The sequence below is a fragment of the Mariniluteicoccus endophyticus genome (genome assembly GCF_054780035.1).
This window is the reverse complement of record NZ_BAAGXC010000001.1, coordinates 126,728-151,399: the sequence shown is the minus strand read 5'-3', so window position 1 is coordinate 151,399 and position 24,672 is coordinate 126,728. Positions and strand designations below refer to the sequence as shown.

Annotated in this window: 25 protein-coding genes; 19 read left to right on the top strand and 6 right to left on the bottom strand. The window is 72.3% G+C overall.

Features of this window, described 5'->3' with window-relative positions; all coding sequences use genetic code 11:
• Positions 1–10: 10 nt before the first annotated feature.
• From ACYVGD_RS00655 to ACYVGD_RS00635, 5 genes are all read left to right on the top strand, one after another.
• Entirely contained in the window at positions 11–769 is a 759-nt protein-coding gene (locus ACYVGD_RS00655; RefSeq protein WP_460741030.1) for a VOC family protein, read from the top strand.
• A gap of 114 nt (positions 770–883) precedes the next feature.
• Positions 884–2,653 (top strand): proline--tRNA ligase, encoded by a 1,770-nt coding sequence (locus ACYVGD_RS00650; RefSeq protein ID WP_460741120.1) that lies wholly within the window; start codon positions 884–886, stop codon positions 2,651–2,653.
• 13 nt (positions 2,654–2,666) lie between these two features.
• Positions 2,667–3,002 (top strand): HutD family protein, encoded by a 336-nt coding sequence (locus ACYVGD_RS00645; protein WP_460741029.1) that lies wholly within the window; start codon positions 2,667–2,669, stop codon positions 3,000–3,002.
• 1 nt (position 3,003) lies between these two features.
• Positions 3,004–3,615 carry a maleylpyruvate isomerase N-terminal domain-containing protein gene (locus ACYVGD_RS00640; RefSeq protein ID WP_460741028.1) on the top strand — a complete coding sequence of 204 codons (612 nt, stop codon included), beginning with the start codon at positions 3,004–3,006 and terminating at the stop codon, positions 3,613–3,615.
• A 184-nt stretch (positions 3,616–3,799) separates the two neighbouring features.
• On the top strand, positions 3,800–4,117 hold the full coding sequence (locus ACYVGD_RS00635; RefSeq protein WP_460741027.1) for a hypothetical protein: 318 nt from the start codon (positions 3,800–3,802) through the stop codon (positions 4,115–4,117).
• A 263-nt stretch (positions 4,118–4,380) separates the two neighbouring features.
• Here ACYVGD_RS00635 and ACYVGD_RS00630 read toward each other — a convergent pair whose 3' ends face one another.
• A complete protein-coding gene (locus tag ACYVGD_RS00630; RefSeq protein ID WP_460741026.1) occupies positions 4,381–5,064 on the bottom strand; it encodes a dihydrofolate reductase family protein in 684 nt (227 codons plus the stop codon).
• A gap of 86 nt (positions 5,065–5,150) precedes the next feature.
• Entirely contained in the window at positions 5,151–5,891 is a 741-nt protein-coding gene (locus ACYVGD_RS00625; protein WP_460741025.1) for a dienelactone hydrolase family protein, read from the bottom strand.
• Positions 5,892–6,032: 141 nt separating this feature from the next.
• Here ACYVGD_RS00625 and ACYVGD_RS00620 point away from each other — a divergent pair, with 141 nt between their 5' ends.
• From ACYVGD_RS00620 to ACYVGD_RS00610, 3 genes are read left to right on the top strand one after another with little or no spacing between them, the layout of a single operon-like run.
• Positions 6,033–6,542: a MerR family transcriptional regulator gene (locus ACYVGD_RS00620; protein WP_460741024.1), complete on the top strand. Its 510-nt coding sequence runs from the start codon at positions 6,033–6,035 to the stop codon at positions 6,540–6,542.
• Positions 6,539–7,498, top strand: coding sequence for an aldo/keto reductase (locus ACYVGD_RS00615; RefSeq protein WP_460741023.1), 960 nt, complete (start codon positions 6,539–6,541; stop codon positions 7,496–7,498). The genes ACYVGD_RS00620 and ACYVGD_RS00615 overlap by 4 nt, the downstream gene beginning before the upstream one ends.
• Positions 7,499–7,552: 54 nt before the next feature.
• The gene (locus ACYVGD_RS00610; RefSeq protein ID WP_460741022.1) at positions 7,553–8,575 is read left to right on the top strand and encodes an aldo/keto reductase; all 1,023 of its coding nucleotides are present in this window, start codon (positions 7,553–7,555) and stop codon (positions 8,573–8,575) included.
• Between the two features lie 15 nt (positions 8,576–8,590).
• Here ACYVGD_RS00610 and ACYVGD_RS00605 read toward each other — a convergent pair whose 3' ends face one another.
• Positions 8,591–9,724, bottom strand: a complete 1,134-nt coding sequence (locus ACYVGD_RS00605; protein ID WP_460741021.1) for a glycoside hydrolase family 16 protein — start codon at positions 9,722–9,724, stop codon at positions 8,591–8,593.
• A gap of 194 nt (positions 9,725–9,918) precedes the next feature.
• Between ACYVGD_RS00605 and ACYVGD_RS00600 the strand changes: the two genes are divergently transcribed.
• Genes ACYVGD_RS00600 through ACYVGD_RS00590 form a run of 3 tightly spaced genes read left to right on the top strand, consistent with a single transcriptional unit; the run spans position 9,919 to position 11,693 of the window.
• The gene (locus ACYVGD_RS00600; protein WP_460741020.1) at positions 9,919–10,362 is read left to right on the top strand and encodes a VOC family protein; all 444 of its coding nucleotides are present in this window, start codon (positions 9,919–9,921) and stop codon (positions 10,360–10,362) included.
• Between the two features lie 14 nt (positions 10,363–10,376).
• Positions 10,377–10,850: a hypothetical protein gene (locus tag ACYVGD_RS00595; protein ID WP_460741019.1), complete on the top strand. Its 474-nt coding sequence runs from the start codon at positions 10,377–10,379 to the stop codon at positions 10,848–10,850.
• A 33-nt stretch (positions 10,851–10,883) separates the two neighbouring features.
• The gene (locus ACYVGD_RS00590; RefSeq protein WP_460741119.1) at positions 10,884–11,693 is read left to right on the top strand and encodes a sulfite exporter TauE/SafE family protein; all 810 of its coding nucleotides are present in this window, start codon (positions 10,884–10,886) and stop codon (positions 11,691–11,693) included.
• 37 nt (positions 11,694–11,730) lie between these two features.
• Here ACYVGD_RS00590 and ACYVGD_RS00585 read toward each other — a convergent pair whose 3' ends face one another.
• On the bottom strand, positions 11,731–12,735 hold the full coding sequence (locus ACYVGD_RS00585) for a DUF4439 domain-containing protein (protein ID WP_460741018.1): 1,005 nt from the start codon (positions 12,733–12,735) through the stop codon (positions 11,731–11,733).
• Positions 12,736–12,812: 77 nt separating this feature from the next.
• Between ACYVGD_RS00585 and rimP the strand changes: the two genes are divergently transcribed.
• Together rimP and nusA are read left to right on the top strand one after the other, a co-directional pair.
• Positions 12,813–13,385, top strand: coding sequence for a ribosome maturation factor RimP (rimP, locus tag ACYVGD_RS00580; protein ID WP_460741017.1), 573 nt, complete (start codon positions 12,813–12,815; stop codon positions 13,383–13,385).
• Positions 13,385–14,365, top strand: coding sequence for a transcription termination factor NusA (gene nusA, locus ACYVGD_RS00575; protein ID WP_460741016.1), 981 nt, complete (start codon positions 13,385–13,387; stop codon positions 14,363–14,365). Before rimP ends, nusA begins: the two co-directional genes overlap by 1 nt.
• Positions 14,366–14,372: 7 nt before the next feature.
• Here the strand turns inward: nusA and ACYVGD_RS00570 are convergent, their stop codons facing one another.
• Positions 14,373–15,065 carry a M50 family metallopeptidase gene (locus ACYVGD_RS00570; RefSeq protein WP_460741015.1) on the bottom strand — a complete coding sequence of 231 codons (693 nt, stop codon included), beginning with the start codon at positions 15,063–15,065 and terminating at the stop codon, positions 14,373–14,375.
• Between the two features lie 62 nt (positions 15,066–15,127).
• Between ACYVGD_RS00570 and ACYVGD_RS00565 the strand changes: the two genes are divergently transcribed.
• The 6 genes from ACYVGD_RS00565 to truB all read left to right on the top strand — a co-directional run bounded on the left by ACYVGD_RS00565 (position 15,128) and on the right by truB (position 22,267).
• Positions 15,128–16,459, top strand: coding sequence for a TrkH family potassium uptake protein (locus tag ACYVGD_RS00565; RefSeq protein WP_460741014.1), 1,332 nt, complete (start codon positions 15,128–15,130; stop codon positions 16,457–16,459).
• Positions 16,452–17,126 carry a potassium channel family protein gene (locus ACYVGD_RS00560; RefSeq protein WP_460741013.1) on the top strand — a complete coding sequence of 225 codons (675 nt, stop codon included), beginning with the start codon at positions 16,452–16,454 and terminating at the stop codon, positions 17,124–17,126. The genes ACYVGD_RS00565 and ACYVGD_RS00560 overlap by 8 nt, the downstream gene beginning before the upstream one ends.
• Positions 17,127–17,321: 195 nt before the next feature.
• The gene (locus ACYVGD_RS00555; RefSeq protein WP_460741012.1) at positions 17,322–17,615 is read left to right on the top strand and encodes a YlxR family protein; all 294 of its coding nucleotides are present in this window, start codon (positions 17,322–17,324) and stop codon (positions 17,613–17,615) included.
• Between the two features lie 170 nt (positions 17,616–17,785).
• Complete coding sequence (gene infB / locus ACYVGD_RS00550; RefSeq protein ID WP_460741011.1) at positions 17,786–20,764, top strand: translation initiation factor IF-2; 2,979 nt, start codon at positions 17,786–17,788, stop codon at positions 20,762–20,764.
• Positions 20,765–20,901: 137 nt separating this feature from the next.
• A complete protein-coding gene (rbfA, locus tag ACYVGD_RS00545; protein ID WP_460741010.1) occupies positions 20,902–21,369 on the top strand; it encodes a 30S ribosome-binding factor RbfA in 468 nt (155 codons plus the stop codon).
• 4 nt (positions 21,370–21,373) lie between these two features.
• Positions 21,374–22,267, top strand: coding sequence for a tRNA pseudouridine(55) synthase TruB (gene truB / locus ACYVGD_RS00540; RefSeq protein WP_460741009.1), 894 nt, complete (start codon positions 21,374–21,376; stop codon positions 22,265–22,267).
• A 1-nt stretch (position 22,268) separates the two neighbouring features.
• On the opposite strand, the gene ACYVGD_RS00535 is transcribed toward truB, so the two are convergent.
• On the bottom strand, positions 22,269–24,620 hold the full coding sequence (locus ACYVGD_RS00535) for an LGFP repeat-containing protein (RefSeq protein ID WP_460741008.1): 2,352 nt from the start codon (positions 24,618–24,620) through the stop codon (positions 22,269–22,271).
• Positions 24,621–24,672 lie beyond the last annotated feature (52 nt).

Below are 24,672 nucleotides of genomic sequence, written 5' to 3'. Positions count from 1 at the left end.
AGGAGGAACCGTGAACACGCCTGACTTCGTGCTCTGCCTGTACCGCTCGACCGGGCGCTTCAGCGAGACGCTCGCGTTCCTCGAGGCGCTGGGCCTCCACCGGACCGTCCGCTGGGACTCCGACGGCAGCGCAATCCTGTGGGGACGCCGCGGCATGGTGGCCCTGTTCGACGCCAAGCAGGGCGACGGCCGCGCGCCGGTGGGCCAGACCCAGCTGTGCTTCGAGACCGTCGACCTCGACCTGGCCCGCGACCACCTGGGTGGCCTGGGTCACAGGATGGTCGTGTGGGACGACGAGGGGGAGCAGCGATCGGGCGGGCTGCAGGACCCGGCCGGCCGGGGCATCTTCGTCCGTGAGTCGATGCGCGACGCCGACGATCGCGGCTCCGAGTACGAGCGGCACCCGATCGACGTCGTCGCCGTCCGCGAGTCGGCCGACTTCGCCACCGACGAGGCGTTCTTCGGGGGCTTCGGCTTCGTGCGCACTTACGGTGACGACGCCTGGGCCTCGCTGGAAGATCCCACCGACGGTGGTGTGATCGGTCTCCACGCCCCGTGGGGTGCGCCGCAGGCCGACGGCGAGCGGTCGCCGGTCGGGGCGCCGGCCCTGGTCCACCTCGGTTTCCAGACCGACGGGGACCTCGCGCCGGTCGCCGAGCGCCTCGCAACCGCCGGGTTCGCGGCCGAGTACGCTGCCGACGGGCCACTCGAGAAGCTCGTCGTCACCGATCCCGACGGTGTACCGGTCGAGATCCACCGCCTCGCCTGAGCGGGACGGCCCACGGGCGCTGATGCGGGTGGCGCCGGCCGGGCGCTAGGGTGACGCGCGTACCTCGATCGCAAGGAGCCAGTCGTGTCTCACACCAGCGGGCAGCTCGCCCGGATGTCCCAGCTGTTCGTCCGCACTCTGCGTGACGACCCGGCGGACGCCGAGGTCCCGAGCCACCGCTGGCTCGTGCGCGCGGGCTACATCCGCCGCGTGGCGCCCGGCATCTACTCGTGGCTGCCGCTGGGCCTGCAGGTGCTGCAGAACGTCGAGAGGATCGTGCGCGAGGAGATGGACGCCATCGGCGCCCAGGAGGTCTCGTTCCCCGCCCTGCTGCCGCGCGAGCCCTATGAGGCGACGAACCGCTGGACCGAGTACGGCCCGAACCTGTTCCGCCTCCAGGACCGCAAGGGTGCCGACATGCTGCTCGGCCCGACCCACGAGGAGATGTTCACCCTCCTCGTCAAGGACCTGTACTCGTCCTACAAGGATCTGCCGCTGTCGCTCTACCAGATCCAGACGAAGTACCGTGACGAGGCCCGTCCCCGCGCCGGCCTGCTGCGGGGCCGTGAGTTCGTCATGAAGGACTCCTACTCATTCGACGTCGACGACGCCGGCCTCGATGCCTCCTACGCGAAGCACCGCGAGGCGTACGTCAGGATCTTCGACCGCCTCGGCTTCGAGTACGTGATCGTGAAGGCCACCTCGGGCGCCATGGGCGGTTCCCGCTCGGAGGAGTTCCTCGCCGTCGCCGAGAACGGCGAGGACACGTTCGTGCGCTCACCCGGTGGGTACGCCGCGAACGTCGAGGCCGTCGAGGTCGCCGCGCCGCAGCCGGTGGCGTACGACGACGCGCCCGCCGCCCACGTCGAGGACACCCCCGACACCCCGACCATCGAGGCGCTGGTCGCCGTCGCCAAGGAGAAGTTCCCTGACCGCGGGTGGAGCGGTGCCGACACACTGAAGAACGTGCTGTTCATGCTGCAGCACCCCGACGGCACGCGTGAGCCGCTGGCCGTGGGCCTACCAGGCGACCGTGAGGTCGATGCGAAGCGCCTCGCGGCCGCCGTCGAGCCCGCCGAGGCCGTGCCGTTCACCGACGAGGACTTCCACGCCTACCCGCTGCTGGTCAAGGGTTACCTCGGCCCCGGCGCGTCCGGCCCGCTCGGCACGACCGGCTTCGAGGGCCCCGAGGCCGCCAGTCGTGTCCGCTACCTCGTCGACCCGCGGGTCGTCGAGGGCACCCGCTGGATCACCGGCGCCAACGAGCACGGCAAGCACGTGTTCGACCTCGTCTGCGGCCGCGACTTCACCCCCGACGGCGTCCTCGACGTCGCCGAGGTCCGCGAGGGCGACCCAGCCCCCGACGGCTCCGGCCCGCTCACGCTGGCCCGCGGCATCGAGATGGGCCACATCTTCCAGCTCGGCCGCAAGTACGCCGACGCGCTGGGGCTGAAGGTGCTCGACTCCAACGGCAAGCAGGTCACGGTGACGATGGGCTCGTACGGCGTCGGCGTCTCCCGCGCCGTCGCGTGCGTGGCCGAGGGCACCGCCGACGACAAGGGCCTGTGCTGGCCGCGCGAGCTCGCACCCTACGACGTGCAGGTGCTCGCCACCGGCAAGGGCGACGAGGTGCTGGCCAAGGCCACCGAGATCGCCGAGGCGCTGGTCGAGAAGGGCGTACGCGTGCTCCTGGACGACCGCAAGGCCTCGCCGGGCGTGAAGTTCGCCGACGCCGAGGTGCTGGGCATGCCGACGTCGGTCGTCGTGGGCCGCGGCCTGGCCGACGGCCTCGTGGAGGTCCGCAACCGGAAGTCCGGCGACAAGCGTGAGGTCTCCGTCGACTCCGCCGTCGACGAGGTGCTGGCCGAGATCGGCCGGGCATGAGGATCGTCCGGGCATGAGGATCGTCCGCGGCAGCGAGGTCGAGCCCACGCCGTGGGCCAACGGCGGCGGACTGACCCGCGAGCTCGTCGACTCGCCGGCGGCCGGGGACGAGCCCCGGTGGCGGCTGTCGATGGCGACCTGCGAGGGCGTGGGGGAGTTCAGCTCCCTGCCCGGGGTCGCCCGGACGCTGATGCGTGTCACCGGCGCGATTCGGCTGTCGTTCGACGGGGGCGACTGGGTCCAGCTCGGGGACGAGGACCTGGGGTTCCGCGACACCGTCGTGCCGGGGGACGAGGCCGTGCGGCTGGTGCCCGACGGCGAGGCGACCGTGGTGGTCGTGGGGCGCTGACGTGCTCACCGTCGACCTGACCGAGGCCCGGAAGGCATTCCTTGGGGCGCTGGCCGCCTTCTTCGCCGCCGCCGACCGGCTCGACGACCACGCCCTGCTGGGCCCGAGCCGGGCGTACGGGTGGTCGCGGCTGGACTGCCTCGTGCACGTGCGCGTCGGGCTGGAGGAGATGCTGGCCGGCACGCCCGCGCTCACCGACGCCGGGCCCACCGTGGACGCCGCCTCCTACTGGACGGCGTGGGGCGCGGACGCCGACGACGACCCCGTGCCCGGCATCCTCTGGACCCGGCGGACCGCGAGCGCGTACGCCCGCCCCCGCGACGTGCTGGAGCACCTCGGCATGGTGGTCGCCGGGCTCGAGGGGGCCGCGGCGGCCATGCCGGACGCGGCGGTCCGGTTCCAGGGCCACGTGCTGACCACGGGCGACTTCCTCGCCACCTGGGCGGTCGAGCTGACGGTGCACCACCTCGACCTGGACCTGCCGGGCGACTCGGCGGGACCCGATCCCGCGGCACTGCGGCTCGCCCGGCGGACGGCGGAGGCCCTGGGGGGCGACGCCACGGCCGGCGACGACGACGTGCGGGCGGTGCTCAGGGGGTTCGGCCGGGCGTGACGCGGCGTCCGCGCAGCAGCAGCGCGGCGAGCACGGCGGTCGTGACGAACCAGGCGTCGGCGAGCAGGGTCGGCGCGTCGGGGGTGCGCCGTATGGTTGGCTGAGCGAGCGCAGGGAGTCGAAGCTGACCGCCGTGCAACAGGCACCGGGACTTCGCCGCGCTCGGCCGGCAAGAGGAGTCGTTATGGCGAAGGATTTCGGCCCTGGGAGCCGCCTGCTGGTGAGCCCCGGTTACACGCCCCTCACGCTGCTGCGCGCGAACGACGTCGAGTTCGTCGACGTGGACCGGCTGGGGCTCAGCCCCGACCTCGCGGACGAGGTTGCAGCCTGGGCGGAATCCTTCGAGTCGCTGGGGTGGGATCCGAGGACGCAGGAGCATCTGCCGCACGAGCACGTGGCCCGGGGCTGGGCGCTGGCGCGCCGTGTCGCCCTAGAGGTCGGGCCCGGGCTGCCGGTCTTCTGGGGCGACCAACTGGCGCTGGACGCGCGGGCGCCCGGGTGAGCGGTCCGCCGCGCGATCGCGAGGGGGGCGACCCCGACGGAGGTGAGGGCGATGAGCAGGGCGGCCGGGCGTTGCGACGTCGTCACGGCGCACCGCAGACGCCCGAGGTGCCCATTGGGACGAAGCTGGCCGCGCGCTGGACCGAGATGGGGCGCACGGCGCGGTCGACGAGGGCCCAGAGGGTACGCGGAGGCATGCCCGGAGCGTATCCGCCCGTCGGCGCAGCGGCCGGGGATCGCGGCAAAGGAGCGACCCCCCACCGTTCAGCCGGCCGGGGCAGGGGTTGGCCGCCTGCGGCGCCACAGCTGGTGGGTGCGGCCGGTCGGCGAGACCACGGCCTCGATGTCGAAGGACCCCGCGGCCGCCACGTCGCCGTCGAACAGGCGCTTCCTGGTGCCGATCGTGACGGGGACGACCACGAGGTGCATCGTGTCGACGAGGTCGGCGACCACAAATTCCCGAACCGTGGTGGGCCCGCCGCCGATGCGGACGTCGCGGCCCGGCGCGAGTCTGTGGGCCTCGGCGAGCGCCTCGGCCGGCGACGCGTCGAGGAAGTGGAACGTGGTGCCGTTCGCGAACTCGATCGGTGCGCGCTCGTCTTGGGTGAGCACGATGACCGGGGTCTGGAACGGCGGCTCGTCGCCCCACCAGCCGCGCCAGCCGTCGTCGGTCCAGGGCCCCGTCTGCGGCCCGAACTTGCCGCGCCCCATGATCTCCACGCCGATCCCCTGGCCCCACAGGCTGGTCATCGCGTCGTCGAACGTGAGGTCGTCCACCTTGTCGATCCCGTGGATCGCGCGGCCGTCGAAGCCCCGGGTCAGGGCGATGGCCTCCCCGAACGGCTGCTCGAGGGAGACGAACGTGCCCGCGGCGTACCCGTCGAGCGAGACGAACATGCCGGCGACGCGGACGACCGGGCGGGCCGGGGCGGGTTGCGGTGTGGTCATGCCGCCAGTGTCGCGGGCGGGCGGCGGGCAGGACTTCTCCGTTCGTGCGGACCCTGGCCCCGTGGTCCGGCGCGAGCTGGAGGGCTCTACGAGGGTTCCGGCTCGGTCACCCCGCTCCCGCGCAGGTGCACGTGGAAGAACTCGTCGATGCGACCCCACGCGTCGGCCGCCGACTCCGGCTCCGCACCGACGCCCACCAGCTTCGCGAGCGGCCGCAGCGGCAGGGGACCGTTGGGGCGGTCGTTGAGGAACGAGTGCCCAGCCCGCGCGTACTCCTTGACGTCGTACGGGACGCCGAACTCCTCCAGCGCACCCGCGAGTCGCTGGGCCGAGCCGCGCAGGCCCACGTCCCTGCTGCCATAGCTGGCGACGACCGGGCAGCTGCCGCGCAGCACCTCGAGGTCGTCCGGCAGGGTCCCGTAGTTCGGCGCGGCCGCCGCGTACCCGCCCTGCCCTGCGAGCACCAGCGCGAAGCCGCCGCCCATGCAGAAGCCGATGACGCCCACGTGGCCGGTGCAGTCGCGGGCGTCGAGGAGCCAGCGGCGCGCGGCCTCGATGTCGGCGAAGGCCCGGCCGCGACGCTCGGTGAGGGCGCGGAAGACCGCGCGTACGCAGCGCAGGCCGCCCCCGTCGCCGTAGAGGTCCGGCGCGATCGCGAGATACCCGAGGCAGGCCAGGTGGTCGACCTGGCGACGCAGGACGTCGTCGACTCCCCAGACCTCCTGGATGACGACCACCCCGGGCCACGGGCCGGGGGTGGACGGCGTCGCGACGTACGCGGAGAGCCCAGGCGAGGTGCCGGGGCCGGTGAGGGTGACACTCGTCATGCGGGCATGGTCGCACGCCGGCGGCCCGGGCATCGCGGCGGCCGGCCGACCCCCCCCGTCGCAGGAGCCGCTGGGATCGCGGGAAAAAAGGTGTGGACCACGCTTGCGTTCGAGCGCGCACCAACCCCTAGCGTCGAGGACATGGAGAACCTGAAGGTCGCCGACATGGCCCTGGCCCTGGCGTCGGGGCGGCTGTCCATCGAAGAGGTCAACGCGCTGCTGCCCGAGCCGACCACGCCCGGCACCCTCGGCATCGCCGAGGTCGCCGAACGGCTGGGCATCAGCGCCCACGCCATCCGTTACTACGAGCGGCTCGGCCTCGTCGAGGTCGGCCGCGACGCGCAGGGCCACCGGGCGTACGACACGGCGGCGCTGCGCCGCCTCACCTTCCTGGTGCGCATGCGCGTCTCGGGCATGGGGATGGCGGACCTGCAGCGCTACGTCGAGCTCATCGAGGGCGGCGACGCGACCGTGCCCGACCGGCTGGACATGATGTTCGAGCACCGTGACACCATCCGCCGCCAGATCGCCGAGCTCGAGCTGTCGCTCGCGGCGACGGAGTACAAGATCGCCACCTACGGCGGCCACCTCAGCGACCGCACGCGCGCGGGGCAGGTCCATCGCGGGGACGAGAACGAGGAGGACCGATGACAGACCGACGGATCGCCGACCTGCCCGTGGGCCCGATGGGGCTCGGCTGCATGGGCATGACCATGGCGTACGGCCGCCCCGACGAGGCCTCGGCGCGGCGTACGCTCGCCGCCGCCGTGGACGCGGGCGTGACCCTGTTCGACACCGCCGACATGTACGCCCGCGGCGCCAACGAAGAGCTGGTGGGCGACGCGCTGAGGCCCCACCGCGACCGCGTACGTATCGCCACGAAGACCGGCATCGCCACCTGGCCGGTGATCGGCCTGCCCCGCGGGCTCGACGGCCGGCCCGCGAGCATCCGGACCAACGTCGAGGGATCGCTGCGGCGGCTGCAGACCGACGTGATCGACCTCTACTACCTGCACCGGGTGGACCCCAAGGTGCCCGTGGAGGAGTCGATCGGCGCCATGGGCGAGCTGGTCGCCGCCGGCAAGGTGCGGGCGGTGGGCATCAGCGAGTGCACCGCCGACGAGCTGCGGCGGGCCGCGGCCACCCACCCGATCGCCGCGCTGCAGAGCGAGTGGTCGCTGTTCGAGCGTGGCATCGAGAGCGGCCCGCTGCAGGCGGCCCGCGAGGTCGGCGCCGCCGTCGTCCCGTACGCCCCCCTGGGCCGCGGCATGCTCACCGGCGACCCGAAGGCCACCACCGACCTGCCGCTGTTCGACTTCCGCCGGTTCCTCCCGCGCTGGCGCCGGGCGAACCTCGAGTCCGCGCTCGCGGCCGTCGAGGTGGTCCGCGCGGTGGCGGGCCGCCACGACGCCACGCCCGGCCAGGTCGCGCTCGCCTGGCTGCTGTCCCGCGGCGAGGACGTGGTCCCGATCCCGGGCACCTCGAAGCCCCACCGCCTCGCGGAGAACCTGGCGGCCGCCGACCTCACCCTCGACCCCACCGACCTCGCCGAGCTCGACCCGCTGGCGGCGACGCTGGCCCGCGTCCGGCGCACGTGGCAGGGCTGAGACGCCCCTGCCCACCCCGACCCCCGAACCTCCCCAACCACGAAGGAGATCCCCATGACCACCCTGGCGCCCGGACTGACCACCTCCGCCATCGGCTTCGGCTGCATGGCCCTGTCCCACGTCTACGGCTGCGGCACGTCCGACGACGAGGCCCGGCGTACGCTCGCCGACTCGCTCGCGGCCGGCATCACCTTCCTCGACACCGCCGACATCTACGGCGAGCCGCGCCCCGGCGAGACCGGACCGGCCGGCACGAACGAGGAGATGCTCGCCCCCTTCCTCGCCCAGCACCGCGACGAGGTCCAGCTCGCGACGAAGTTCGGCATCGCGACGAGCTTCGGCCGCGAGCCGGCCGACGGGCGGGCGACGAACGGCGACCCGGCGTACGTGCAGTCGGCCTGCGAGGCGTCGCTGCGCCGCCTCGGCGTCGAGACCATCGACCTCTACTACCAGCACCGGCCCGACCCCACGGTGCCGCTGGAGGACACGATCGGCGCCATGGCCGCCCTCGTCGAGCAGGGCAAGGTGCGCCACCTCGGCCTCTCCGAGGTCACCGCCGACGAGCTGCGGCGCGCGCACGCCATCCACCCGATCGCCGCCGTCCAGAGCGAGTGGAGCGTGTGGTCGCGCGACGTGGAGGCCAACGTCGTGCCGGCCTGCGCCGAGCTCGGCGTCGGCTTCGTGCCCTACTCGCCGCTGGGGCGCGGGTTCCTCACCGGGACGCTGACCCGCGAGCAGGTGGCCGCCGATGCCCGCGGACGCATGAGCCGGATCGGCGAGGGCTGGGACGCCAACCAGGCCGCGCTGGCCGTCGTCGCCGAGGTCGCCGAGCGCGTCGGCGCCACGAACGCGCAGGTCGTCCTCGCCTGGCTGCTCGCCAAGGGCCGGGCGTTCGGCCTGCCCGTCGTGCCGATCCCGGGGTCGAAGCGCGCCGAGCGGATGAGCGAGAACCTCGCCGCGGCCGAGCTGGAGCTCGACGAGGCCGCGGTGGCGCGGCTGGACCAGATCACCGACCTGGTGCACGGCGACCGCAACATCGCCACCGACCCGAGGTGGATCAGCTCCGGCCGCGAGTGAGCTGCGCCTGTGCGGTCAGGCCCGCGTGTAGTGGGCCACGTGGTCGATCTCGATGACGTTGTCGGCGGGGGTCAGGGCATTGGGCCTGCCCCCGTCGACCGTCTCGTAGGCCTTGGCCGAGCCGTTGGGATCCATCGCCCCGGCCCGGAAGCCGACCCACAGCTTCTTCGTGGTGACGTTCGGGTTGCGGACCTCCCCCCAGGGCTTCCCGTCGAAGGTGTAGCTGATCCGGTCACCCTCGATGGTCACGCCGTAGGTGTGCCACCCGCCCATGTCGGGGTTGTCGAAGAAGCAGGACTCCTGCTTGTTGTCGGCGTCCCAGTGGTAGGTCCCCATCACCTGGGGTCCGTCGACGCGGCCCTCGGCGATGTCGATCTCGGGCGGCCACGAGCCGTCGTTGGGGTAGAGGAGGAAGACGTAGCCGATGCCCTTGGCCCGTGGTAACCGGGCGCGGATCTCCCACCGTCCGCCCGAGACCGCGTAGAAGTCGCCGGACGACACGCCGCCCGAGGTCCACTGGCCGTTCTCGTACTTCGTGCGCAGCTTGAGCGTGCCGTCGGAGGTGAACACGTTGTCCACCGACAGCGTGCCCATGGCGCCGTTGCCGACCGGGCCGTTGTCCCAGCCGTAGCGGCCCCACCTGGTGGACTCGATCGGGGCGTCGAAGCCGTCGAAGAAGTCCTGGCGCCAGCCGGCGGGGTCGACGGGGTCGGCGTTCGCGGCGGCCGCGCGGGCCGCGGGCGCGGACGCGCGGGTCGTCGCGGCCTGCGGGGCGGGTGCGCCAGCCCGTTGGCCCGGGCTGCTCGGGGCGTCCGGCTGGCGGGTGTGCGGTTCACGGGCGGCCGGGGCGCCCGGGGCCGCCTGCGCGGCCCGCTGGGTCCCCGGGCCGGCGGCCTGCGGAGCCCGGTCGGCTGCCTGCGAGGGCCGGTCGGCGGACTGCGGAGCCCGGCCGGCGCGCTGGGCCGCCTGGCTGACCCCCGCCCGGTTCGGCGGCGGCTGAACGGCCCCGGCACGCGCGACCGGGCCGCCGGTGGCGGGCAGGGAGCTGCCGCGCTCCGGGAGCGCGGTGATCGAACCGCCGTCGGCCGTCTCGTGGGTGGGCACGAACGCGAGCGCGGTGGCCAGGCCGACGGGTGCGCCGGTGAGCACGAGGCAGCACGAGACGGTTGAGCATGGGGGTCCCTTCGCCGGGGGCCGGGGGTGGCTGCGAGCACCATAGCGACAAACCCTCCCGGGACGGACGGGAAGATTCGCGCGGGCGGCCCCCCGGGTCTGGCCCGGCGACGATCCCGCCCCCTCCAACGGGTCGCCCCCCGGTCGCCCGACCTGCTGGAATGGTGCCCATGGACCCGCGTCTCAGCTTCGTGACCCTGGCGGTCGCCGACCTCGCCGCGACCCGGCGGTTCTATCTCGACGGGCTCGGCTGGAGCGCCGCCTTCGACGACGGCGACGAGGTGGTCATGGTGCAGGTGGGCGAGCGGCTCGTGCTGTCGTTCTGGCACCGCGACGCCTTCGCCGCCGAGGTCGGTACGCGCCCCGCCGAGGGCCCGCCCCCGATCACCCTCGCCCACAACGTGCGGACGCCCGCGGAGGTCGACGCCGCCCTCGGGGCCGCCCGCGCGGCCGGGGCCCGCGACGTGCGCGCGGCCGAGCACCGGGTCTGGGGCGGCTACAGCGGCTACTTCACCGATCCCGACGGGTTCGCGTGGGAGGTCTGCTGGAACCCCGGCCCCCTCGGCCGGGTCGTCGTCCCCGACGTGGACCAGGGCGGGACGGTGCAGCCCTGAGCGGGCTGTGGTACGTGGCGTACGGGTCGAACACCGACCCGGCGCTGCTGGCCCGGCACCTGCCCGGCCCCACGCCCCCGCACCACCCGCTCGACCTCGACCACCCCCGCTGGTTCGGCGGCCGCTCCCGGCGCTGGGCCGGCGGCGTCGCGTTCCTCGGGCTCGCGCCGGCCGCCGGCGTCACGACCGCCTGCCGCGCGTACCTCGTCGACGAGCCTGGCCTCGCCGCGATCTTCGCCAGCGAGAACCTCGTGGCCGGCGCCTGGCCGGGCCTCGAGGGCTTGGCGCCCGGGCAGCACCGGCGAGCCGGGATGCCGCTGTCGGCCGACGGCACGCGGGGCAAGTACGACGCGGTCCTGCGGCTGCCCGACGTCGAGGGCGGTCCGGCGTACACGGTCACCACGGCGCGCAGGCTCCACCCCCGTCCGCCCGACCCGGCGTACGCCGCGGCCATCGAGGGTGCCATCCAGCGGCGCGTGCGCGACTGACCACCGGTTCTGCGTCAGACTGTCCGGGTGCTGCTGACCCTGCTGGAGCTCGACCCGTTCGCCCTACCCGTGCCGGTCCACGTGCTGGCGGGCCTGGTCGTGGCGGCCTTCGTCGCCGGCTGGGTCGATGCCGTGGTGGGCGGTGGTGGGCTCATCCAGCTGCCGAGCCTGCTCATCGGGCTGCCGAAGGACGTGCCGTCGCCGTACGTGCTCGGAACCAACAAGATCTCGTCGGCCGCCGGCACCCTGACGGCGACGATCACCTACGCGCGGCGAGTCGCGATGGACTGGCGTACCGTCGTCCCCCTGGTAGTGAGCGCCTTCGTCGGCTCGGCGATCGGCTCCTCGCTGGCCCGGCTGATCCCGAAGGCGGCGCTGACCCCCATCGTGCTCGTCGCCCTCCTGGTCGTGGGCACCTACACGCTGCTCAAACCCGAGCTCGGCCTCGTCCACGAGCCCCGGCACACTGGGCTGCGGCACTACGGGTCGGCGGCCGCCATCGGGGTCTCGGTCGGGGCGTACGACGGCCTCCTGGGGCCCGGCACCGGCTCGTTCTTCGTGATCCTCATGGTGGCCGTGCTGGGCTACGGGTTCCTCGAGGCCAGCGCCAAGGCCAAGATCGCCAACCTCGCCACCAACGTCGCCTCGATCGTCGTGTTCGGCCTGCACGGCGAGCTGCTCGTCGCCCTCGGCCTGCTCATGGCGGCGGCGAACCTGAGCGGTGGCTTCCTGGGCGCGCGTACGGCCATCAAGCGCGGCAACGGATTCGTCCGTACCGTCTTCCTGGTCGTCGTCGGCGCGCTGGTCCTCAAGCTCGGGTACGACACGATCCTGCTGCTCTGACCCAGGCGCTCCTGCTCCGACTCAGGCCCCTGCTGACTCAGGCGGGCCAGCCCGGCCACGTCGGCGCTGGGCCGCCGAACTGCAGCGCGAGCCGGCACGCCTCCTCGAGCGCGTCGAGCGCCTGTCGTCGCTGGACCTGGTCAGCCGCCGCGGCCACCCAGGCGCCCGCGAAGGGCTGGTACGCCAGCTCCATCGTCGCCAGCAGCTCGGCCGCGCGGCTGCGGTCGGTGGGCTGCACCGGCAGCACGTACGCCGGCTCGGCCGCCGGCACGCTCTGGCCGCGGCCCCGCAGCCAGGCCGTCAACCGGTCGCGCTGGTCACGGCGCCGGTAGAGGAGGTCCCAGATCTGGCCCGACTCGGATCGCCGGAACGCCGGGTAGGCGGACTGGTAGCCATAGACGAGCGCGTGGAGCTGGCGTACGACCTGCTGGGCGGCCTCGACGTCGCTCCACGGTTCCAGCGGCCGGTTCGCGGCGGCCGGCGCGGCGGGGCGCGGGGCGTCCGAGCCCACGATGGTCGCCGTCGACGACGCGTACGCCGCCATCGAGGCCCAAAGCAGCGCGGTCGAGCCCGTGGCCGCCGCAGCCGAGTTGCGGTAGGCGCCGGCCGCGGCGGCCAGCTTGTCGGTGACCGCACGCACCACGGCGGCACGGTCCCCGCGGGGGAGCTGGACCGATGGGGAGGGGGCGGGACGCACGGTCTGGCCGCGCCCCGGGGTCGGCTCGGCGGTGGGGCGCACGACGGGATCGGGTGCCCGCAGGGCCAGGAGGTGGGCGCCGTGAGCCGCGGCGGCCGCTTGGGCGGTCGCTGTGACGGCGGGGGAGAGGTTCCGGCCGGCGAGCTGGGTCATCATGGCCTGCAGCTCGGCCTCGGTGGACAGCGCCGCCTCCACACCGGCGAGGCCGGGGATCGGCGTGGGCGTCGGCTCCACGGGAGGGATGGTCGCGAACCCACGCATCCGGGGGTCGGACACCGAGCACCCGGAGGTCGCGAGCAGGGCGGACGCGGCGCCCCCGGCGAGCAGGAGACGGCGGCTGGTCACCCCGAAAACCTACCCCACCGGCTACACTGGCGCGAACAACTTCAGCCCACAATCGGATCGGCCCCCGGAGGTGCCACGTGAAGGATTCCTCGCTCACCGAGCTGCTGGAGCCGCTGCTGACCCGGTTCGACCTCGAGCTCGAGGCGCTCGACAACGTCCCGGCCGGTCGCCGCCGGGTGCTTCGCATTGTCGTCGACGGTGACGGACCCGAGGGCCACGGCCCCACCCTCGACGAGATCTCCGAGGCCACACGTGCCATCTCCGAGAAGCTCGACGAGACCGACGCGATGGGCGAGCAGGCATACACCCTCGAGGTGTCGAGCCGTGGCACGTCCCGCCCGCTGACCGAACCCAAGCACTACCGTCGCAACCACGGGCGTCTGGTCAAGGTCACTACCGTCGAGACCGAGCCGATCACCGGTCGCATCGTCGCGTGCGACGACGAGACGGTGACCCTCGAGATCACCCGTGACAAGAAGTCCGGCGGCAACACCCGCGAGACCCTCGCGTACGCCGAGATCACCAAGGCCCTCGTCCAGGTGGAGATGAACCGCAAGCCAAGGCCCGGCGAGCTCGACGACCCGGGCGACGAGGACCTCGACGACGACGTCGTCGACGAGGACGACGACCAGTCCGAGGAGGACAACTGATGGACATCGACATGAGCGTGCTCCGCACGATCGAGCGCGACAAGGAGATCCCCCTCGACGTGCTCGTCACCGCACTGGAGGAGGCGCTGCTCAACGCCTACGACAAGACCGACGCCCCGGTGAAGGGTGCACGCGTCCAGCTCGACCGCCGTTCGGGCAAGGTCACGGTGCTCGCCCCCGAGACCGACGAGGAGGGCAACGTCATCGGGGAGTACGACGACACGCCCCAGGACTTCGGCCGCGTCGCCGCCTCCACCGCCCGTCAGGTCATCTTCCAGCGTCTGCGTGACGCCGAGGACGAGCGCAAGTACGGTCGCTTCTCCGCGGCCGAGGGCGACATCCTCGTCGGCACCGTCCAGCAGGACCGCGACGCGCGCACCGTCCGCGTCGACCTGGGTGAGATCGAGGCAATCATGCCGTCGGCCGAACAGGTCCCCGGCGAGACCTACACCCACGGGCAGCGCCTGCGCGTCTACGTCGTGTCGGTGCGCAAGGAGCTCCGCGGCCCGCTGGTCGTCGTCTCGCGTACGCACCCCAACCTGGTGACCAAGCTGTTCGCCATGGAGGTCCCCGAGATCGAGCAGGGTGTCGTCGAGATCAAGGCCGTCGCCCGCGAGGCGGGCCACCGCACCAAGATCGCCGTCGTCTCCCACAACAAGGACGTCTCCGCCAAGGGCGCCTGCATCGGCCCGATGGGCCAGCGCGTACGCGCCGTGATGCACGAGCTCAACGAGGAGAAGATCGACATCATCGACTGGTCCGAGGACCCGGCGAAGTTCGTCGGCCAGGCGTTGTCGCCCGCGAAGGTCGCCAGCGTCACCGTCGTCGACGCCGCCGCCCGCGCGGCCAGGGTGGTCGTGCCTGACTACCAGCTGTCTCTGGCGATCGGACGGGAGGGCCAGAACGCCCGCCTCGCCGCCCGCCTGACCGGCTGGCGGATCGACATCAAGCCCGACACCGAGCCCGCCTCGAAGGACTGAGGGCCGTTCAGGCGAGGACTGCCGGGACCAGGAGCGCGAACCCGCCCACCAGGCAGGCGAGGTTCACCGCCCCGAACAGGAACGTCCACACGCCGGCCGGCACGTGCGTCAACCGGGCGAGCTGGCCGGCGTCCGACGTCCTCGTCCCCTGTCGCCACAGCTCCAGCACCGGTCGGGGCGCGGCCAGGAGCCACACCCAGCAGATCAGGTACGCCACCGCGGACTGGTGCACCGGCTCGAGATACCAGGACGCGGCGCCCACCGCGGCGGTCGTCACGAGCATGACCAGCAGGCCGTAGAAGTTACGGATCTTCAGCAGCATCAGCACGAACAGCACGACGAGGGCCCACAGCAGCCCCATCGCGTGGCCACGCGACAGCAGCCACGCCGACCCCAGCCCGAACAGGCCAGGGGCGACATATCCGGCGAGGAGCGTCGCGACCATGCCCGGGCCCCGGGCGGGGCCCCGTGAGACCGTCAGGCCGGAGGTGTCGGTGTGGAGCCGGATCCCGGTCAGGCGTCGTCCCGTCAGCGTCGCGACCAGCGCGTGGCCGGCCTCGTGGACGATCGTGACGAGCATGCGCGTCACCGGCCAGACCAGTACGACGAGGCCCAGGGCGACGAGGCCGAGCAGGGCCACCAGCTGCGATGACGGTACGGGCTGCACCGAGGTCGCACGGTTCCAGATCTCGCTGAGCACCCCTCCAGCGTAGGTTGCCGAACTTGCACGACCGCGCGATCGCAGGTCTAGCATGGCCACTCGTGAAGTCACTGTCCCACCCGGCGCGGGTGGTTCCGCTGGCCTTCCTGGCGGCGATCGCCCTGGGGACGTGCCTGCTGATGCTGCCGTGGGCGACGATGCCTGGAAGGCGTACCCACCTGATCGATGCGGCGTTCACCGCGGTGTCCGCGACCTGCGTCACGGGGCTCGTGACCGTCGACACCCCGACCCACTGGACCACCTTCGGCAAGGTCGTGATCCTGCTGATGATCCAGGCGGGCGGCTTCGGGATGATGACCCTGGCGACCTTGGTGGCGCTGCTCATCGGCCGCCGGGTCGGGCTGTCGACGAGCCTCATCGCGTCGTCGGAGGCCCACGCGAGCCTCGGCGAGGTGCGCTCCATGCCGAAGCGCATCGCCGTCGCCATGCTCGGCACCGAGGCCGTGGTGGCGGTCCTGCTGACGCTGCGGTTGCGCTGGGCGTACGCCCCTGACTGGGGGACCGCCGCCTGGCACGGGATCTTCCACGCGGTCTCGGGGTTCAACAACGCCGGTTTCGCGCTGTACAGCGACAACCTGATCTCGTTCCGCCACGACCCGATGGTGTTGCTGCCGCTGTGCTTTGCCGTGGCGGCCGGCGGTCTCGGGTTCCCCGTGTACTTCGAGCTGACACGCCACCGGAAGCTGTTGCGCTTCCGGACGTGGTCGGTGCACGCCCGCCTGACGGTCGTCGGTACGGCGATCCTGCTGGTGGCCGGCTGGGTCGCCTTCCTGCTCGTCGAGTGGCGCAACCCGCAGACCATCGGCGACCTGACGGTCTGGGAGAAGGTCTTCAACTCGGTCGCCGGATCGGTGTTCCCGCGAACGGCCGGATTCCAGACCGTCGACTACGCGCTGGTGCGCCCCGAGACGCTGCTGGTCCATTACGCGCTGATGTTCATCGGTGGCGGCTCCGCAGGCACCGCGGGCGGCATCAAGGTGGGCACGTTCTTCCTGCTCGCGTACGTCATCTGGTCGGAGGTGCGCGGCGAGTCGGAGGTGGTCGTCGGGCACCGCCGCATCTGCGGCGAGACGATGCGTCAGGCGCTGTCGGTCGCCCTGCTGGCGATCGGCCTGATCGCCTCGGGGACGTTCATCATCCTGCACGCGACCCACTTCCGTCTCGACGTGGTGCTGTTCGAGACCATCTCGGCGTTCGGTACGGTTGGTCTGTCGGCGAACCTCACCCCGCTCATGCCGCCGCTGGCCAAGATCACGCTGATGGTCCTCATGTTCTGTGGCCGTGTCGGGCCGATCTCCGCGGTGGCAGCCATGGCCGTCACGCGGCACACTCATCGCTATCGACTCCCGGAGGAGCAACCAATTGTTGGGTGACAGGAAGAGGAAGTCCCGCACGGGCACCGTCCTGGTCGTCGGGCTCGGCCGGTTCGGCTACGCCGCCGCCTCCCAGCTCGTCCGGATGGGTCAGGAGGTGCTGGCCGTCGACGAGTCCGAGACGCTCGTGCAGAAGTACGCCAACGAGATCACCCACGTGATCCAGCTCGACTCGACCGACCCGGACGCGCTGCGCCAGATCGGCGTGGCGACGTTCGACCAGGCCATCGTGGCGATCGGGACCGACATCGAGGCGTCGATCATGACGGTCCTCGAGCTGTCGCAGGCCGGGGTGAAGGACATCTGGGCCAAGGCCATCACGCGCAAGCACGGCGAGATCCTGGCGCGCGTCGGCGCCCACCACGTGATCTATCCCGAGCGGACCATGGGGCAGCGCGTGGCCCATCAGGTCGCCGGCAACATGGCCGACTACATCGAGTTCGACGACGGGTTCTCCCTGGCCCGCACCGAGGCGCCCGAACTGGCCTGGGACCGTCCGCTGTCCGAGTCGGTCATCCGCTCGCGCTACGACGTGACGATCGTCGGCATGAAGCGCCGCAACGAGGACTTCACCTATGCCCGCGCGGACACCGTCGTCCACCAGGGCGACGAGCTCATCGTCGCCGGCCGCACCGACCTCGTCGAGGCGTTCTGCCTGCTGTCGTGACCTGTGCCGCCGCCGCGGCTTCCCGGCAGACGAGCCCCCGGCGGCGGGGGCCGCTGCCTGCGGCTCCGGGAGTACGCCGCCGCAGGCTCGAGGGCCGCTGTGCCCGTGCCTGCGGCTCCGGGAGTACGCCGCCGCAGGCTCGAGGGCCGCTGTGCCCGACCTGTGGTTCGGTGTCAGCTGTGGTTGGCTGGGGGAGTGCAGCAGCAGCCCGAGCCCGCGTACGCCGACCCCGTCCGCACCTGTGTGGGGTGCCGCCGGAAGGCCGCTCAGGGCGAGCTCGTCCGACTGGTCGTGAGCGGCGGCGAGATCGTCGTGGACGCGTTCCCGCGGGGGCCGGGGCGAGGCGCGTACCTCCACCCGGTGGCCGGCTGTGCGGAGACCGCCCTCAAGCGGCGTGCGCTCCAGCGTGCGCTGCGCACCGACGCCGTCCCGGAGGCCGGACTCGCGGAGCGCGTGGCCACACATGCGAAGAGCGGCGATAAGGGTTAGACTGTCAGATGCGCTCCGGGCGTGTCCTCATGCCCGGCAACCAACTCCGCCCGTCCGGGCGGATCGATCAGAAGGTGGGCTGACGCTCATGACCACTCGATGAGTAACCAGCAATGAGCACGTTCGAAAACTAACTGGTCCGCGCATCCACGCGGGCCTGAAGGAGAGTAGTGGCCAAGGTCCGCGTCTACGAGCTCGCGAAGGAGCTCGGACTCGAAAGCAAGCAGGTTCTCGCGACGCTGAACGACATGGGCGAGTTCGTCCGTTCGGCATCGTCCACGATCGAAGCCCCGGTGGTACGCCGTCTGCGTGACCGTCTCGAGGCCGACAAGGCGGGCGACTCCAAGCCCGCTGCCAAGCCGGCAGCACCGGCGGCTCCCAAGCCCGCGACGTCGACGGCGAAGCCCGCCGAGTCGGCACCGTCGACGCGTCCGGCTCCCGCCACGCGCCCGGCGACGCCGAAGCCCACGGCCGGACCCAAGCCGGGTGCCCCCAAGCCGGGCGCCCAGGCATCCCCGGCCTCCCGGACGCCCGGCCCCAGGCCGGGTGGCTCGGCGCCCCGGCCCGGTGGCACCCCCGCACCGGGTCCGCGACCTGGCCCGCGTGTCCCCAAGGCCGCCGGTGGCGGTGCGACCGAGTCGACGCGTCCGGGTGCGCGTCCGGGTCGTCCTGAGCCCCGCACGGCCAACCAGCCCGAGACGCGTCCCGCGTCGTCGCCCCGTCCGGCCTCGCCGGCGGCTGGCGGTGCTCCCACGCCCGGGCCGCGCCCGGCGCCCCGCCCCGGGTCGACCGGTGGCCTGCCAGGCACCTCACCGCGCCCGCCCCGTCCGGGTGGCGCGCCGCGTCCGGGCAACAACCCGTTCTCCTCGTCGCAGGGCATGGGCACCCAGGCCCGCCGTCCTCGTCCCGAGGGTGGCGACGCCCGTCCGGGTGGTCCGCGTCCTGCGCCGCGCCCCGGTGCCGGTCAGGGCGCCGGTGACGGTGCCCGTCCGGGCCCGCGTCCGGGTGCCCTGTCCGGCATGCCGCGCCCCAACCCCGCGATGATGCCGAAGCACTCGTCGACCCAGCTCGGCGCGCCGGGCGGCCGTGGCCGTCCCGGCGGCGGCACCGGCGGTCGTGGCCGTCCCGGTGGCGGCGGCCCCGGTCGCCCCGGCTTCGGCGGCGGCCCCATGGGCGGTCCGCCCGGTGGTGGCGGTGGCCGCGGCCGTGGCGGTCGCGGGGGCTCGGGCACGCAGGGTGCCTTCGGTCGCGGCGGCCAGCAGCGCCGTGGACGCAAGTCGAAGAAGCAGCGTCGTCAAGAGTTCGACCAGATGGAGGCTCCGGCACCCGGTGGCGTCCGCGTACGCAAGGGCGACGGCCAGACCGTCCGCCTGCGCCGTGGCGCGTCCATCACCGACCTGGCCGAGAAGATCGGCGTAGACGCCGCATCGCTGGTCCAGGTGCTCTTCGCCTTGGGCGAGATGGTGACGGCCAACCAGTCCATCAACGACGACACGCTCCAGCTGCTCGGTGCCGAGCTCGACTACAACATCGAGGTCGTCTCGCCCGAGGACGAGGACCGCGAGCTGCTCGAGCGCTTCGACCTCGAGTTCGGTGAGGACGACGGCGACGAGGACGATCTCGCCCCGCGTCCGCCGGTCGTCACGGTCATGGGCCACGTCGACCACGGCAAGACCCGACTGCTCGACAAGCTCCGCTCGGCGAACGTCCAGGCCAAGGAGGCCGGCGGCATCACACAGTCGATCGGCGCCTATCAGGTCGAGACCGAGGTCGACGGCAACGAGCGCAAGATCACGTTCATCGACACACCGGGCCACGAGGCGTTCACCGCCATGCGTGCCCGCGGTGCCAAGTCGACTGACATCGCGGTTCTGGTTGTGGCCGCCGATGACGGCGTCATGCCCCAGACGATCGAGGCCCTCAACCACGCGCTCGCCGCGGAGGTCCCCGTCGTGGTCGCGGTCAACAAGATCGACAAGGAGGGGGCCGACCCGCAGAAGGTGCGCGGTCAGCTCACCGAATACGGTCTGGTCGCCGAGGAGTACGGCGGCGACACGATGTTCGTCGACGTCTCCGCCGTGACCGGCCAGGGTCTCGACGACCTGCTGGAGGCCATCGTGTTGACGGCCGACGCGTCGCTCGACCTGCGTGCCAACCCCGACATGGACGCCCAGGGCGTGACCATCGAGGCCCACCTCGACAAGGGCCGCGGCCCGGTCTCGACCATGCTGATCCAGCGCGGCACCCTGAAGGTCGGCGACTCGATCGTCGCCGGTCCGGCCCACGGCCGCGTCCGCGCGCTGATCAACGACCGCGGTGACAACGTCGACGAGGCGCCGCCCTCGATGCCGGTTCAGGTCCTCGGCCTGACCTCGGTGCCGGGTGCCGGTGACTCCGTGCTCGTCGTCCCCGACGACCGCACGGCCCGACAGATCGCCGACCAGCGCGAGGCGCGCAAGCGTGCCGCGATGCAGGCGATCGGTGCCCGCCGCAAGACCCTCGACCAGCTGTTCGAACAGCTGGAGAAGGGCGAGACCCAGGAGCTCTTGCTCATCCTCAAGGGCGACGGCTCCGGTTCGGTCGAGGCCCTCGAGGAGTCGCTGGCGAAGATCGACGTGGGCGACGAGGTCACCCTGCGCGTCATCGACCGTGGCGTCGGTGCGATCACCGAGACCAACGTCTCGCTGGCCGCTGCTTCGGGTGCCGTCATCATCGGATACAACGTCCGTGCCCAGGGCAAGGCGACCGAGATGGCCGACCGCGAGAACGTCGACATCCGCTACTACTCGGTCATCTACGACGCGATCGACGAGATCGAGGCGGCTCTCAAGGGCATGCTCAAGCCGATCTACGAGGAGGCCCAGCTGGGTCAGGCGGAGATCCGCGAGATCTTCCGCTCCTCGAAATTCGGCACGATCGCCGGCTGCATGGTCATCGACGGCCTCATACGGCGCAACGCCAAGGCGCGTCTGCTCCGCGACGGCGTCGTGGTCTACGAGTCCGACATCGCGTCGCTGCGTCGTGAGAAGGACGACGTGACCGAGGTCCGCGAGGGCTACGAGTGCGGCCTGACGATCTCGAACTACAACGACATCCAGATCGGCGACATCGTCGAGACCTTCGAGATGCGCGAGAAGTCTCGCAGCTGATAGAGGTGGTCGTACGCGACGGCGCCCGTCCCCGGTCGGGGGCGGGCGCCATCGCCGTTCGGTCGACGGTGGGAACCGGTGTATCTCCTGGGTCACGGAGAGGTGGAGCCTTCGCGGATCTGGAATGATGGGTTCCCATGAGCAACCCGCGCATCCTCAAGCTGGCCGACCAGATCAAGGTCATCACCGCCCAGATGCTGGAGCGGCGGATCAAGGATCCCCGCCTCGGCTTCGTCACCCTCACCGACGTGAAGGTGACCGGCGACTCGCGGGAGGCCACGATCTTCTACACCGTCCTCGGCAAGGACTCCGACGTGGCGTCCACCCAGGCCGCGCTCGACTCGGCCAAGGGCCTGATCCGGTCGACGATCGGCAAGCAGCTCGGGCTGAAGTTCACCCCGATCCTCACATTCCAGGCCGACGCGATGCCCGAGAATGCCCGCCAGATCGAGGAGCTGCTCGCCGCCACGCGTGCCCACGACGCCGAGCTCGCCGCGCTGGCGCGTGACGCGAAGCCCGCAGGCGAGGCCGACCCCTACCGTCACAAGGACGAGGACGGGCTCGCCGACGACGAGGACGACCAGGACGACTCGGACGAGGACTGACCCGGTGGCCGACCAGACCACCGCGTCCGGCATCGTCGTCGTCGACAAGCAGCCCGGCTGGACGTCCCATCAGGTCGTGGGCCGCTGCCGACGCCTGCTCGGCACGAAGAAGGTCGGGCACGCCGGCACGCTCGACCCGATGGCCACCGGTGTCCTCGTGGTCGGGGTCAACCGGGCCACGCGCCTGCTCGGGCACCTGATGCTGACCGAGAAGGCCTACGACGCGACCATCAGGTTCGGCCGGTCGACGATCACCGACGACGCCGAGGGTGAGGTCGTGGAGTCCCTCGGTGCGCCCGCGCTGACCCGCGAGCAGGTCGCGGCGGCGATGCCGGCGTACACGGGCGACATCCAGCAGGTCCCCACGGCCGTGTCGGCCATCAAGGTCAACGGCGAGCGGGCGTACGCGAAGGTCAGGGCGGGGGAGCAGGTCGAGCTGAGGGCCCGGCCCGTCACGGTCCACGAGCTGACGCTGCTCGACGTCCGCGAGGCCGAGCTCGACGGCGTACGCGTCGTCGACGCCGACGTGCGCGTCCGCTGCAGCTCCGGCACCTACATCCGTGCCCTGGCCCGCGACATCGGCCGCGACCTCGGGACCGGCGGCCACCTGACCGCGCTGCGGCGTACCGCGGTGGGGCCGTTCACCCTCGAACGCGCACAGCCCGTCGACGGCGACACCGATGCCGTCGACATGGTCGGCATCGACGAGGTCGCAGCCGCCTGCTTCCCGACGTACGCGGTCGACGACCGCGCGGCGAAGGCGGTCTCGTACGGGCAGCGCCTCGACATCGAGATCACCGGTCTGACCGCCATCATGCACGAGGACCGCTTCCTCGCCCTCTACGTGCCGGAACGCGAGGACGGCCCCGGGGCGAAGCCCGAGGCCGTCTTCATCTGACTCAGCGCCTGGTGATCCGGGCGCCGTCGCGCGGGTTCCACACGATGCGCCCGTAGTCGAACGTCTGGCTGCAACCGTTCGCGTCGCACCGTTCCCACTCGCGCGGGTAGCACAGCGAACCGGCCTCGCCGCCCTGGGAGAGGTACTTCTCGAGGATCGCGCCCCTCACGACCTGGGCCCCCGTGCTCGGTGACCACCAGATCGTGCCGCCCTGGAAGCGCTGCACGCACCCGGCGTCGACCAGATGACAGCGCTCATTGCCGAGCGGGTAGCCGAGGAAGCCCATCTCCCAGCGCTGCTGGGCGTACGCCTCGCCGATGGCGCCGAACACGCGGGCGGCACCGCTGCCGGGCGACCAGTACGCGAGCCCTCCCTGGAACCGCTGGGCACAGCCACCGTCGCGCAGACCGCAGAACTCGTCGGACGTCGGCAGCCCGAGCGGGCCACGTTCCCAGTCGGCTCTGGCCCATGCGTCGTGGATCGCGCCGCGCACGAAGCGGGTGCCGGTCGACGGGGACGTGTAGAGCGATCCGCCCTCGAAGTGCTGCCCACAGCCGAGGTCCTTGAGACCGCAGAACTTCTCACCGCGCGGGTAGGCCAGGAAGCCCCGCTCCCAGCCGAGCGATGCCCACCTGTCGCGGAGCGCCCCTTCGACGACCCTGGCCTCGTGGTGCCAGTAGATCGAGCCGTGCTCGAAGTGCTGCCCGCACCCCCCTCCGGGAAGACCGCAGAACTCGCCGGTCGTCGGGTAGCCCACCGGCCCCCATTCCCAACCCTGCGCTCCCCACCGGGAGAAGATCGCGCCGCGCACGAAGTGGGCGCCGGTGGCGGGCGACCAGTACACGTGGCCGCCGGTGAAGTCCTGGTAGCAACCTGCGTCCTTCAGACCGCAACGTTCCCCGGCCTCGGGCTGCCCGAGCGTGCCCTTCTCCGCGGCCAGCTCCTGCCAGTGGGTGTGGATGGCGCCGACGACGGCCACGGCCCGGTTGGGGGAGAAGCGCTGTGCGATGGAACCGCCCTCGAAGCGCTGGGTGCAGGGTTCGCCGTAGCAGTGCCGTGTCTCGGTCGGCAGCCCGAGCCGACCGGTTGCACCACCGGCGGCGTACCACTGGTCACGGACGACAGCAGAGAGCCGATGGAACCTCGTGCCGACCACCACGTTGGTGGCCTGCTCCAGGTCCTGGCGGCAGTGGGTCGGCGTGCAGATCTCGTTCGTCAGCGGGGCTCCGTCCCCGTCGGCCCTGGTGGCCTGCCCGAGGGGCGAGAGGTCACTGGTGCTGCGGGCGGGCGCGAGGCCCTGGGCGATCCGCGTCCCGCTGCCGGCCGAGACCCAGATCGGGTAGTCACCCGCGGGGAGGATCGGCGTCCGGAACGGGACCTGCACCGAGCCAGCGGGATCCGTCGTCCTGGGGACGAATCCGACCTCCCCCACGTCCTCGACCGTCGGGCGACGCGTGTGGAAGCCGCCGACGGCACGGACGGGGACGCCGCCGATCCCCGCACCTGCTGCATCCGTGACACGGCAGCTCAGCACGGCTGGACGATCGGCCCCGGCGACGATCGGCTGGCAGGTCACCCGTGCCGCCCACCCCTCGGGGCCGAGCCGGCGCATCTCGATGGGAGTCGGCGGGGTGTCCGCGGCCGAGATGCTGAGCGCGGGGGCGGCGCTCAGGCCTTCGGTCGGGAACTCGACGAGGACCTGCCCCTGGGGGGTCGAGGTGCCCTGGCCCAGGACCCGTCCCGCCTCGTCCCTGACCGAGAAGGGGCGGGGATCCCTCGCACCGGTGCCGAACACGTCGCATCCGACCACCGCGGTCGCCCGCGGCGTGTGGTCCACGGGGCGGCAGCGCAACGCCGGATCGGTGGTGGCCTCGACCGTGATCTCCGCGGTCTCGGATCGCACGTTGTGGGAGACGGCGACGGCTACGTACCTGCGTCCGGCGAGAGCGGCGAACGTCACGCGATAACCGTCGGGGGAGCTTGTCGTCGTCGCCCCGGGGACGTTGAGTAGGCGTCCGTCCGCACGCATCTCGTAGAGGGTGAGCCAGCTGTCGGCGTTGTCCCGTACACCCTGCGCGTCGGTGATGTTGCAGATGATCGAGTTCGTGGACTCCACAGGACCCCTCCACGTCGAGCAGATGACCTTCGGCAGACCCGTGCTCGCCGTGGGTGTGGGGGTCGGCGTGGTGGTCGTGGTGGTCGCGGTGGCGCGCGGGGTCGCCGTGCGACCGGGTGTGGCGGTCGACGCCGGGGTCGGGCTCGGGGTCTGTGTGGGCGCGGCGTGGGCCGGCGACCCCAGCAGGGGAAGCGCCAGTGCCAGTGCCACGGGGGCCAGGGCGGTACGGAGTCGCATGTCTTTCCTCGGGTCAGTGGATGCTCACATCCTTGTCCCGCCCCGCACGGAA